9 protein-coding genes and 1 rRNA gene are annotated in these 12623 nt (G+C 68.8%); 9 read left to right on the plus strand and 1 reads right to left on the minus strand.

Features of this window, described 5'->3' with window-relative positions:
* Nucleotides 1–5: 5 nt before the first annotated feature.
* The 7 genes from OG521_24345 (at nucleotide 6) to OG521_24375 (ending at nucleotide 8097) form a co-directional block, all read left to right on the plus strand.
* Nucleotides 6–1382 (plus strand): phosphomannomutase/phosphoglucomutase, encoded by a 1377-nt coding sequence (locus OG521_24345; GenBank protein ID WUW23732.1) that lies wholly within the window; start codon nucleotides 6–8, stop codon nucleotides 1380–1382.
* A 374-nt stretch (nucleotides 1383–1756) separates the two neighbouring features.
* Complete coding sequence (locus tag OG521_24350) at nucleotides 1757–1939, plus strand: Trm112 family protein (GenBank protein WUW23733.1); 183 nt, start codon at nucleotides 1757–1759, stop codon at nucleotides 1937–1939.
* Between the two features lie 57 nt (nucleotides 1940–1996).
* A complete protein-coding gene (locus OG521_24355; protein ID WUW23734.1) occupies nucleotides 1997–3133 on the plus strand; it encodes a mannose-6-phosphate isomerase in 1137 nt (378 codons plus the stop codon).
* 102 nt (nucleotides 3134–3235) lie between these two features.
* Nucleotides 3236–4414, plus strand: coding sequence for a mannose-6-phosphate isomerase, class I (gene manA / locus OG521_24360; protein ID WUW23735.1), 1179 nt, complete (start codon nucleotides 3236–3238; stop codon nucleotides 4412–4414).
* 89 nt (nucleotides 4415–4503) lie between these two features.
* Complete coding sequence (locus OG521_24365; protein WUW23736.1) at nucleotides 4504–5565, plus strand: cation diffusion facilitator family transporter; 1062 nt, start codon at nucleotides 4504–4506, stop codon at nucleotides 5563–5565.
* Nucleotides 5566–5813: 248 nt separating this feature from the next.
* Nucleotides 5814–7271, plus strand: a complete 1458-nt coding sequence (gene ahcY / locus OG521_24370) for an adenosylhomocysteinase (protein ID WUW23737.1) — start codon at nucleotides 5814–5816, stop codon at nucleotides 7269–7271.
* 214 nt (nucleotides 7272–7485) lie between these two features.
* A complete protein-coding gene (locus tag OG521_24375) occupies nucleotides 7486–8097 on the plus strand; it encodes a hypothetical protein (protein ID WUW23738.1) in 612 nt (203 codons plus the stop codon).
* A 10-nt stretch (nucleotides 8098–8107) separates the two neighbouring features.
* On the opposite strand, the gene OG521_24380 is transcribed toward OG521_24375, so the two are convergent.
* Nucleotides 8108–9100 carry an RDD family protein gene (locus OG521_24380; GenBank protein ID WUW23739.1) on the minus strand — a complete coding sequence of 331 codons (993 nt, stop codon included), beginning with the start codon at nucleotides 9098–9100 and terminating at the stop codon, nucleotides 8108–8110.
* A gap of 119 nt (nucleotides 9101–9219) precedes the next feature.
* On the opposite strand from OG521_24380, the gene OG521_24385 reads away from it, so the two are divergent.
* Both OG521_24385 and OG521_24390 read left to right on the plus strand, forming a co-directional pair.
* Complete coding sequence (locus OG521_24385) at nucleotides 9220–10227, plus strand: stage II sporulation protein M (protein ID WUW23740.1); 1008 nt, start codon at nucleotides 9220–9222, stop codon at nucleotides 10225–10227.
* A gap of 696 nt (nucleotides 10228–10923) precedes the next feature.
* Nucleotides 10924–12449: ribosomal RNA gene (locus OG521_24390) — 16S ribosomal RNA — on the plus strand.
* Nucleotides 12450–12623: the final 174 nt, after the last annotated feature.

The following is a 12623-nucleotide window of genomic DNA, read 5'->3' on the forward strand; positions in this document are numbered from 1 at the left end:
GGCCCGTGACCGCAGATCTGTCGCAGCTCGTGAAGGCGTACGACGTGCGCGGAGTCGTGCCCGACCAGTGGGACGAGGCGATGGCCGAGCTGTTCGGGGCGGCGTTCGTCGAGGTGACTGCGGCGGACGCGATCGTCGTCGGCCACGACATGCGCCCTACGTCCCCCGGGCTGTCGGGAGCCTTCGCCCGGGGCGCGGCGGCCCGCGGAGCCGACGTCACCCTGATCGGCCTCTGCTCGACCGACCAGCTGTACTACGCGTCGGGAGCCCTGGACCTGCCGGGCGCGATGTTCACGGCCTCGCACAACCCGGCGCGGTACAACGGCATCAAGATGTGCCGGGCGGGCGCGGCCCCGGTGGGCCAGGACACCGGTCTCGCCGAGATCCGCACCCTCGTCGAGAAGTGGTCGGAGTCCGGCGCACCGCAGCCGGCCGCCACCCCCGGCACGGTCACCGGACGCGACACGCTCACGGACTACGCCGCCCACCTGCTGTCCCTGGTCGACCTGTCCGCGATCCGCCCCCTGAAGGTGGTCGTGGACGCGGGCAACGGCATGGGCGGCCACACGGTCCCGACGGTCCTCGCCGGCCTGCCGCTGGACCTCGTACCGATGTACTTCGAGCTGGACGGAACCTTCCCGAACCACGAGGCCAACCCGCTCGACCCGAAGAACATCGTCGACCTCCAGGCCCGGGTACTGGCCGAGGGCGCCGACCTCGGCCTGGCCTTCGACGGCGACGCCGACCGCTGCTTCGTCGTGGACGAGCGGGGCGCCGGCGTCTCCCCGTCCGCGATCACCGCCCTGGTCGCGGCCCGCGAACTGGCCCGCAACGGCGGCCGGGGCACGATCATCCACAACCTGATCTCCTCTCGCTCGGTCCCGGAGGTCGTACGCGAACACGGCGGCACCCCGGTCCGCACCCGGGTCGGCCACTCGTTCATCAAGGCGGAGATGGCCACGCACGGCGCGATCTTCGGCGGCGAGCACTCCGCGCACTACTACTTCCGCGACTTCTGGAACGCCGATACGGGCATGCTCGCCGCCCTCCACGTCCTGGCCGCCCTGGGAGGCCAGGAGGGAACCCTCTCGGCCCTGGTCGCCCAGTACGACCGTTACACCGGCTCGGGCGAGATCAACTCCACGGTCGACGACCAGCAGGCCCGCACGGAGGACGTACGCACAGCCTTCGGCACCCGCGAGAACGTGACCACGGACGACCTGGACGGCCTCACGGTCACCGCCCCGGACTGGTGGTTCAACCTCCGCCCCTCCAACACGGAACCCCTGCTGCGCCTGAACGTCGAGGCGGACGACGAGGAGACGATGGAAGCGGTACGCGACGAGGTCCTGAACCTGATCCGCACACGGACCAACGACTGAGGAGCCGGACGGGGGCGCGGCACCCCGTCACCTGCGCCCCACCGGCACATTTCAGCCCCTCCGGCGTTTGAGGAGCGGGGCCCGGGGCGGAGCCCCGGTCACGGGAAGGGGCGGGCAGGGGAAAAGGCCCGCCGCAGGCGCACCCCACCCGCCCGTTCCCACCCGCCCCCCCCACCCCCTCGCACCGCCCCCACCCACCGCCCCCACCCACCGCCCCCACCCCCCGGCCGGGCCAGGCCGCGCCCCCGCCACCCCGGCGGTAGGCTGACCTCGCCCGATCCACAAGGGCAGAACAAGATCAACCGCACAGCCGAAGAACACACCGCACCACCCACTCCGCCCCCAACGCCCGACCGCCCGAAGGGACCCACCCCATGCCGCTCGAAGCCGGCCTCCTGGAGATCCTGGCCTGCCCGGCCTGCCACTCCCCGCTCGACGACCGGTCGGCAGCCGACAGCCCGGAACTGATCTGCACCGGAAATGACTGCGGCCTGGCCTACCCGGTACGGGACGGCATCCCCGTCCTCCTCGTCGACGAGGCCCGCCGCCCCGCGTAACCGGGCCCACGCCCACACCCCGCACGGTGATCGGCACGTGATCGGAGGACCGTCCCCATGCTCGACGAGTCGTTGCTCGACGCCCCGGAAGCCCTGGCCCGAGCCGACCGCCGCGGTCTGCTCCGCGGCGCCGCCGAGTCCGGGGCCCGGGTCCGCACCGCCGCCCGGCACGCGACGGAGGCCGGCATCAGCGCGCTGAACCCGGAGGGCCGCCCCCGCGCCGTCCTCGTCGCGGGCTCCGGCACCGCCGCGACCGGCGTCGCCGACCTGATCGCGGCCCTGGCCGGCGCCTCCGCCCCGGTCACACGCATCCACCCGACCGGCGTCGCCCCGGCCGCCGGCGCGATGCGATGGACGCTGCCCGGCTGGGCCGGCTCCGTCGATCTGCTCCTCGTCGTCACGGCCGACGGTTCCGAACCGGGCCTCGCCCTCCTCGCCGAGCAGGCGTACCGCCGCGGCTGCACCGTCGTCGCCGTCGCGCCCCGGCAGTCACCGCTGCGCGAGGCGGTCGACGGGGTGCACGGCCTCGTCGTACCGATGGCCTCCGCCCCGCACGGCGAGTACGACGCCGAGACCTCGGCGGCCGGCCCCGGCACGCTCTGGGCCCTGTTCACCCCGCTGCTCGCGCTCCTCGACCGCGTCGGCCTGGTCACCGCCCCCGCCGATGCGCTGCAGGGCGTCGCCGACCGCCTGGACCGCACGGCGGAGCGCTGCGGACCGGCGATCGCCACGTACAGCAACCCGGCCAAGACCCTCGCCGCCGAACTCGCGGACAGCCTGCCCCTCATCTGGACGGAGGGCGACGCCGCCGGCCCGGTCGGGCGACGGTTCGCCGCGGTGCTGGCCGAGCTGTCCGGCCGCCCGGCCCTCGCCGCCGAACTCCCCGAGGCGCTTCCCGCCCACGGGGCCCTGCTGGCGGGCGCGTTCGCCGCCGGGGCCGACCCCGACGACTTCTTCCGCGACCGGGTCGAGGAGTCCGAACCCCTCCACGCCCGCGTCGTCCTGCTCCGCGACCGTCCCACCGGCGGCCTGAGCGCGGCCCCCGCGGCCCGGGAGCTGGCCCTGGGCCACGACACCGCGATCAGCGAGCTGGAACCGGAGGAGGGCACCAAGCTCGAAGCCCTCGCGGAGCTCCTCGCGGTCACCGACTTCGCCGCCGTCTACCTGGCCCTCGCCTCGGCAGCCCGCGCCTGAACCACAGCACCACCCCACACACGCACCACCCCCCTCACGCGCAACACACCGCTACGCAGCACAACACCGCCACGCATCTCACAAGGCACGAGGACGATTTCCATGGACCGGCTCTCCAACACCGTGCGCCCGTACGCCTGGGGCTCCACCACGGCCATCCCGAACCTGCTCGGCGTCGCCCCCACCGGCGAACCCCAGGCGGAAATGTGGATGGGCGCGCACCCGGGAGCCCCCTCCCGGATAACCCGCACCGGCACAGACACCGCTCCCGCCGAGCAGGCCCTCACCGACGTCATCGCCGCCGACCCGGCACGCGAACTCGGCCGGCCCGCCGTCGAGAAGTTCGGCCCCCGGCTGCCCTTCCTCCTCAAGCTCCTCGCCGCCGGTGCCCCGCTCTCCCTCCAGGTCCACCCCGACCTCGCCCAGGCACAGGAGGGATACGCGGACGAGGAGCGCCGGTCCGTCCCGATCGACGCCCCCCACCGCGTGTACAAGGACGCCAACCACAAGCCCGAACTGATCTGCGCGCTCACCCCCTTCGACGGCCTGTGCGGCTTCCGCCGGCCCGTCGAGGCGGCCGAGGCGATGGAGGCGCTGGGCGTCGACTCCCTCAAGCCGTACGCCGATCTGCTCCGCGCCCACCCCGAAGAGGCGGCCCTGCGGGAGGTCCTCACGGCGATCCTCACCGCGGACCCGGCACAGATGGCGGAGACGGTGACGGCCGTGGCGGCCGCCGCCGAACGGATCGGTGGCAGCTACGCCCCGTACGCACGCGCCGCGCACCACTTCCCGGGCGACGCCGGCGTCGTCGCGGCCCTGCTGCTGAACTACGTACAACTCCAGCCCGGAGAGGCCCTGTTCCTCGACGCCGGCGTCCCGCACGCCTACTTCGGCGGCCTCGGTGTCGAAATCATGGCGAACTCGGACAATGTGCTGCGCTGCGGGCTGACGCCCAAGCACATCGACGTACCCGAACTCCTGCGCATCGTCCGCTTCGAGGCGACCGATCCGGGAATCCTGCGGCCCGAGGCGTCCCCGTCCGGCGAGGAGCTGTACGAGACGCCGGTCGACGAGTTCCGGCTCTCGCGTTTCGACCTCTCACCCGGCGCCGCCCCGGTCGACCTGACCGCGGCCACGCCCCAGATCCTGCTCTGCACGGCGGGCACGCCCAAGGCCGGCGAGCTCGGCCTCGTACCGGGCGACTCGGTGTTCGTACCGGCCGGCGAGAAGGCCGAAGTGTCCGGTACGGGCACACTGTTCCGCGCCACTGTGGTGGCCTGACGTACCGTCCGCACCATGGACTGCAACAATGTCCGGCCGTACCGCGGCCGCCGGAGCCGCAGCACCGAACGAAGGGACACCAGGCACCCATGAGTGCGTCAGGCGGAACCAAGGCGATCGTGGCGGCACTCGGCGCCAACCTCGCGATCGCAGTGGCCAAATTCGTGGCGTTCCTGTTCAGTGGCTCGTCGTCGATGCTCGCGGAGAGCGTTCACTCGCTGGCCGACTCGGGCAACCAGGGCCTGCTGCTGCTCGGCGGCAAGAAGGCCAAGCGCGAGGCCACCCCCCAGCACCCCTTCGGCTACGGGCGCGAGCGCTACATCTACGCCTTCCTCGTCTCCATCGTCCTGTTCTCGGTCGGTGGCATGTTCGCGGTGTACGAGGGCTACGAGAAGATCAAGCACCCGCACGCGATCGAGGCCTGGTACTGGCCGGTCGGCGTTCTGGTCTTCGCGATCATCGCCGAGAGCTTCTCGTTCCGTACGGCGATCAAGGAGTCGAACGAGACCCGCGGCGCCCTCACCTGGACCCAGTTCGTCCGCCGGGCGAAGGCACCGGAGCTTCCCGTCGTGCTGCTGGAGGACTTCGGCGCGCTGATCGGCCTGGTCCTGGCCCTCGCCGGCGTCGGCCTGGCGCTCGGAACCGGCGACGGCGTGTGGGACGGCATCGGCACCCTCTGCATCGGCATCCTGCTGATCGTCATCGCGATCGTCCTGGCGGCCGAGACGAAGTCCCTGCTGCTCGGTGAGGCCGCCGGCACCGACCAGGTCGAGAAGATCAAGGCCGCGGTCGTCGACGGCGACACCGTCACCGGCATCATCCACATGCGTACGCTCCACCTCGGTCCGGAAGAACTGCTGGTCGCAGCCAAGATCGCGGTCCAGCACGACGACACCGCCACCGAGGTCGCCAACGCCATCAACGCCGCGGAGTCCCGTATCCGCGAGGCCGTGCCGATCGCCCGGGTCATCTACCTGGAGCCGGACATCTACAACGAGGCGGCGGCCAGGGCCGGCACCAACCCGGCCAAGGAGCCGGGCGGGTCCTCCCCGGCCGTCCCCTCGTCCGACCAGACCCCGGACGCATCCGGCACCCCGGACGCATCCGCCGCCCCCGACACCCCGGCAGAACCGACGGATTCCGGCCACTGACCGCACCCGATACCCCGATGAGGCCGCTCCTGGACCCGGTGGGCTGGGAGCGGCTGGGCCGTTCGGTGTAGATTCGACCGCAGTGTCAGACGTCGCTGCTGATGGCGGTCGATCGGTCCGTACGCCGGACCGGCCGAGGGAGAGAGGGCCTCCGACGGACTGCGCTGCGAGCGCTCGGGCATTCGTGTGCCCGCCGCCGCAGAGCCGCCCTACCCACCCTCGAACCCATCACGAGGAGCAGCCCCGTTATGACGACGGTCGCCAATCGACAGGACTTCAAGGTCGCCGACCTCTCCCTCGCAGCCTTCGGCCGCAAGGAGATCACCCTCGCCGAGCACGAGATGCCCGGCCTGATGTCGATCCGCAAGGAGTACGCCGCCGCGCAGCCGCTGGCCGGCGCCCGCATCACCGGTTCGCTGCACATGACCGTGCAGACCGCCGTGCTGATCGAGACCCTGGTCGCCCTCGGCGCCGAGGTCCGCTGGGCCTCCTGCAACATCTTCTCCACCCAGGACCACGCAGCCGCGGCCATCGCCGTGGGTCCGAACGGCACCCCGGACGCCCCCGCCGGCGTCCCGGTCTTCGCCTGGAAGGGCGAGAGCCTGGAGGAGTACTGGTGGTGCACGGAGCAGGCCCTGACCTGGCCGAACACCCCCACCGGTGGTCCGAACATGATCCTCGACGACGGTGGTGACGCCACCCTCCTCGTCCACAAGGGCGTCGAGTTCGAGAAGGCGGGCGCCGCTCCGGACCCGTCGACCGCGGACAGCGAGGAGTACGCGTACATCCTCACCCTGCTGAACCGCACCCTCGGTGAGTCCCCGCAGAAGTGGACCCAGCTGGCCTCCGAGATCCGTGGTGTCACGGAGGAGACCACGACCGGCGTGCACCGGCTGTACGAGATGCACCGTGACGGCACCCTCCTGTTCCCGGCGATCAACGTCAACGACGCGGTCACCAAGTCGAAGTTCGACAACAAGTACGGCTGCCGCCACTCCCTGATCGACGGCATCAACCGCGCCACCGACGTCCTCATCGGCGGCAAGACCGCCGTCGTCTGCGGCTACGGCGACGTGGGCAAGGGCTGCGCGGAGTCCCTGCGGGGCCAGGGCGCCCGCGTGATCATCACGGAGATCGACCCGATCTGCGCGCTGCAGGCGGCGATGGACGGCTACCAGGTCGCCACCCTCGACGACGTCGTGGAGCAGGCCGACATCTTCGTCACGACGACGGGCAACAAGGACATCATCATGGCCGCCGACATGGCCCGGATGAAGCACCAGGCCATCGTCGGGAACATCGGCCACTTCGACAACGAGATCGACATGGCCGGCCTCGCGAAGATCGACGGGATCGTCAAGGACGAGGTCAAGCCGCAGGTCCACACCTGGACGTTCGCCGACGGCAAGGTCCTCATCGTGCTCTCCGAGGGCCGCCTGCTGAACCTGGGCAACGCCACCGGCCACCCCTCGTTCGTCATGTCCAACTCGTTCGCGGACCAGACCCTGGCCCAGATCGAGCTGTTCACGAAGCCCGAGGAGTACCCGACCGACGTCTACGTGCTGCCCAAGCACCTCGACGAGAAGGTCGCCCGTCTCCACCTCGCCGCCCTCGGCGTGAAGCTGACGACGCTGCGCCCCGAGCAGGCCGCGTACATCGGCGTCGAGGTCGAGGGCCCGTACAAGTCGGACCACTACCGCTACTGACACCTTCACCACCTGCGACGGCCTGCCGGTGACCCGTCACTTCACCACCGGTCAGTGACGACCGGCCACCGGCAGCCCCCGCAGTGCCTGCGGACGCGCGCGCGTCCGCAGGACCGGTGACTCAGCAGCAGCTACGCACGCAGGCCCCCGCACCCCCGTGTCGGGGGCCTGCGCCGTACCGCACCCGCACAGCCCGAGGAACCCGAAGGACCCCATGCCCCGCGGCCGATATTCGCTCCACGATCTCCACGACCACACCCCCCTCGGCGAAGAACACTTCCACTGCGCGCCCGGCCCCTCCGGCTGGCGCTACGTCTCCCAGACGACCGCCCCGTCCGGCGATCACCTCGGATCCGTGGATCTCACACTCGACGAACTCGGCCGCCCCATCCGTCTCGAACTCCATGCCGCGAGCTGGCAGGTCCGAGGCGCCGCCCTCGAAGGCGTCACCTGGGTACGCACCGACCCGACCGGCACCCATGCCACCGAAGGCAATGTCCGCGCCCATGCCTTCGCCGGCACGTCCCCCGCATTCCTCGTCGCCACCGCACGGCTGCTCCGCCTCACCCCCGCTTCCCCCTCGACCCGACTCCGCGTCGTCACCTTCACGGACCCGGTCCTCGCCCCTCGTACCGTCGACCAGTCCTGGGCCCTGGTGAACAGTGAAGCGCACCCCACTGACAACGGCCCCCTGACCGTGGACGAATACCAGGTCAGCGCCCTGGACACCGGTGAGCAGCACAGCGTCCACATCGCCGGCGACGTGGTCCTGTCGGCCCCCGGCATCGAGCTCGAAGAGCTGGAGTCCCCGCCCTCGGACCGCTGAGGCCCATCGCTCAGGCGGGCGGGGCGAATCCGGTGGCCGCGGGCCGGACCTCCGCACCGGAAGCAGCCGTCTTCCCTGGCTGAGGCTGAGACTGCGGTCGAGAATGCGGCTGAGACAGGGGCAGCGGCAGGGACTCCGTACCGACCGGCCCTCCGGGCACACTGACCGGCCCTCCGGATACATCGACAGGCCCGACAGGAACCCCCGCAGAACCCCCCACAGGACCTCCGACGGAACCCGCTCCAGGCCCACGGACCGCGGCGAACGTCCGGCGCGCATCGCGCACCTGCCGCTCGTTCACCACAGCGGCCAGGAACGCGGCGGCGGGTACACCCTCCGGCGCCGGAACCCCGGTCCGTGCCGCGACCTCCCCGGCCAGCCGTTCGGCCATGGCCCGTCCCACGGTGGCGTCCAGCTGGTGCATCCGCGTCAGGTACTGCCGTACCGCCAGCCACAGATCATCGGGCACCGCCGACAGGTCCAGTCCGGCGAACCGCCCGACCAGCCAGGGAGGGGGAGGCGGCACGGCAGCCGCCCTGCCCGCCGGCACCCGCTCCCGTACGACGAGCGTCCCCGCGAACACATCCCCGATCCGCCGCCCGCGCGCCGAAACGAGGGACGCGACGGAGGCGATCACACCGAGCGTCGCGAGGATCTCCACGACGCCCATCGCCCCGCGCACCAGCGCATGCCGGAACCGGATGGGCCCCCCGTCGTCCCGCACCACCCGGAGCCCGCAGGCGAGCTTCCCCAGTGAACGGCCGTGGCTGAGCGTCTCCACCGCGATCGGGCCCCCGACCAGAACCAGCAGGAACGTCGCGACGGACACCGCGGCCACCGCGGCGTCGTCGAGCGTGGCCGTCGCGATGGCCAGTCCGATCGACACCATGACGAAGACCGTCCCCACCACCGCCAGATCGATGACCAGAGCCAGCGCCCGGCTCGGCAACTTCGCCGGCCGCAACCCCAGCACGACCGCGTCCCCGGTCACCAGCTCACTCATCGCCGCCCACCCTTCGCCGACCATCCCTGCCCCTCGCGCCCACAGTCTGCCAAGCTGACCCGCAACGCGCCGCAGTTGTACGGACCCGTACGCACCCATGCCTGGAGCAGCAGCCGCCCATGGACCTCGACGTCTTCGTCAACACCCACCGCATCGAGTGGGACCGTCTGGACCACCTCCTGCACCGCGGCCGCAGGCTCACCGGCGCGGAAGCCGACGAACTCGTCGACCTCTACCAGCGCACGGCCACCCATCTCTCCCTGATCCAGTCCAGCGCCCCCGACCCGCTGCTCACCGCGCGTCTCACGCAACTGGTGGCCCGGGCCCGCTCCACGGTGACGGGAACCCGCCGCGCCTCCTGGCGCGATGCCGCGCACTTCCTCACGGCGGGATTCCCCGCAGCGGTCTACCGATCCCGGCACTGGTGGATACCCACGGCCGTCCTCTCCGCCCTGCTGGCCGCGCTGATGGGCTGGTGGATCGGAACCCATCCGGAAGTCCAGTCGGCCATCGCCGCCCCGGAGGACCTTCGCCGGCTCACCAGTCCGGGAGGGGAGTACGAGACGTACTACTCCAGCCACCCGGCGGCCTCGTTCGCCGCCCAGGTCTGGACGAACAACGCCCAGGCCGCCGCCATGTGCCTGGTCCTGGGCGCGTTCCTCTGCGTCCCGGTGATCTGGATCCTCTTCGTCAACGTGCTCAACCTGGCCGTGGGCATCGGTCTGATGTCGTCGGCGGGGCGGCTCGACACGTTCCTCGGCCTGATCCTGCCGCACGGACTGCTCGAGCTCACGGCGGTCTTCGTCGCGGCGGGTACGGGCCTCCGCCTGGGCTGGACGGTCATCGACCCCGGACCCCACACCCGGCGTACGGCCCTGGCAGTACAAGGACGAGCAGCCATCGGTATGGCCATCGGACTGGCCGTCGTCCTGTTCGTCTCGGGCGTCATCGAAGGCTTCGTCACCCCCTCGGGCCTCCCGACCTGGGCTCGTATCGCCATCGGTATCGCGGCCGAGCTGGCCTTCCTCGCCTACGTCTACATCCTGGGCGGCCGAGCGGCCCGAGCCGGTGACGCGGGCGACCTCGCAGCAGCCGAACGAAGTGCCGAGCTGCCGGTCGCCACCTGATGTGCGTACGCCCCTGCTGAGCTGCTAGTCTCCTCCTCGCCCCAAAAAACCGTTGACACGGAGGACTGGGGGAGGTAGATTCAAACGGTTGCCTCGAACTGGACAAGTTCGGGCCCAGCAGGTTAGATTTGCTTCGCTCTTACCGGAAATTGGATTTCCGCAGAGCCGTTGATTCCCACTCTCTGGAACATGAAGCCGATTAGTTCGGCCGAAATGCTTCTGATAAAGTCGAATCAGCCGAAAGGCAAGGCCACTTCAACGGCCACCAGAATTCAAATTCGAACCGGAAACGGAACGAAATGAGTCTGGTAAGGTTGGAACCGCCGGAAAGGGAAACGCGAAAGCGAAGAACTGGAAAGCGGAAAATGCGAGGCCCGCTTCGACCGGGAATCGGACACGAAAGAGTCTGATAGAGTCGGACACGAAAGACCGAAGGGAAGCGCCCGGAGGAAAGCCCGAGAGGGTGAGTACAAAGGAAGCGTCCGTTCCTTGAGAACTCAACAGCGTGCCAAAAGTCAACGCCAGATATGTTGATACCCCGACCTGCTTCAGCAGGTTCGAGGTTCCTTTGAAAGTCCTAGCAGGCCTTTACCGGCCTGGTAGGCAATGAACACAGCGAGGACACAGTGAACGGTCGGTCTTATTCCGACCTGACCGTTCCGCTCTCGTGTGTGTCTACCCGATTACGGGAAAACATTCACGGAGAGTTTGATCCTGGCTCAGGACGAACGCTGGCGGCGTGCTTAACACATGCAAGTCGAACGATGAAGCCTTTCGGGGTGGATTAGTGGCGAACGGGTGAGTAACACGTGGGCAATCTGCCCTTCACTCTGGGACAAGCCCTGGAAACGGGGTCTAATACCGGATAATACTTTCTCTCTCATGGGGGAAGGTTAAAAGCTCCGGCGGTGAAGGATGAGCCCGCGGCCTATCAGCTAGTTGGTGGGGTAATGGCCTACCAAGGCGACGACGGGTAGCCGGCCTGAGAGGGCGACCGGCCACACTGGGACTGAGACACGGCCCAGACTCCTACGGGAGGCAGCAGTGGGGAATATTGCACAATGGGCGAAAGCCTGATGCAGCGACGCCGCGTGAGGGATGACGGCCTTCGGGTTGTAAACCTCTTTCAGCAGGGAAGAAGCGAAAGTGACGGTACCTGCAGAAGAAGCGCCGGCTAACTACGTGCCAGCAGCCGCGGTAATACGTAGGGCGCAAGCGTTGTCCGGAATTATTGGGCGTAAAGAGCTCGTAGGCGGCTTGTTGCGTCGGTTGTGAAAGCCCGGGGCTTAACCCCGGGTCTGCAGTCGATACGGGCAGGCTAGAGTGTGGTAGGGGAGATCGGAATTCCTGGTGTAGCGGTGAAATGCGCAGATATCAGGAGGAACACCGGTGGCGAAGGCGGATCTCTGGGCCATTACTGACGCTGAGGAGCGAAAGCGTGGGGAGCGAACAGGATTAGATACCCTGGTAGTCCACGCCGTAAACGTTGGGAACTAGGTGTTGGCGACATTCCACGTCGTCGGTGCCGCAGCTAACGCATTAAGTTCCCCGCCTGGGGAGTACGGCCGCAAGGCTAAAACTCAAAGGAATTGACGGGGGCCCGCACAAGCAGCGGAGCATGTGGCTTAATTCGACGCAACGCGAAGAACCTTACCAAGGCTTGACATCGCCCGGAAAGCCGTAGAGATACGGCCCCCCTTGTGGTCGGGTGACAGGTGGTGCATGGCTGTCGTCAGCTCGTGTCGTGAGATGTTGGGTTAAGTCCCGCAACGAGCGCAACCCTTGTTCTGTGTTGCCAGCATGCCCTTCGGGGTGATGGGGACTCACAGGAGACTGCCGGGGTCAACTCGGAGGAAGGTGGGGACGACGTCAAGTCATCATGCCCCTTATGTCTTGGGCTGCACACGTGCTACAATGGCCGGTACAATGAGCTGCGATGCCGCGAGGCGGAGCGAATCTCAAAAAGCCGGTCTCAGTTCGGATTGGGGTCTGCAACTCGACCCCATGAAGTCGGAGTTGCTAGTAATCGCAGATCAGCATTGCTGCGGTGAATACGTTCCCGGGCCTTGTACACACCGCCCGTCACGTCACGAAAGTCGGTAACACCCGAAGCCGGTGGCCCAACCCCTTGTGGGAGGGAGCTGTCGAAGGTGGGACTGGCGATTGGGACGAAGTCGTAACAAGGTAGCCGTACCGGAAGGTGCGGCTGGATCACCTCCTTTCTAAGGAGCACTTCTTACCGAACTTCGGTTCGGTCAGAGGCCAGTACACCGGCGAATGTTCGGTGCTGGTTGCTCATGGGTGGAACGTTGACTATTCGGCACGACAGGTTGTTTTCACTAGTACTGCTTCGGCGTGGAACGTGAGGGTGATCGGTCGGGTCGGGCACGCTGTTG

This window comes from Streptomyces sp. NBC_01463 (assembly GCA_036227345.1).
In the GTDB taxonomy this organism is placed as follows: domain Bacteria; phylum Actinomycetota; class Actinomycetes; order Streptomycetales; family Streptomycetaceae; genus Streptomyces.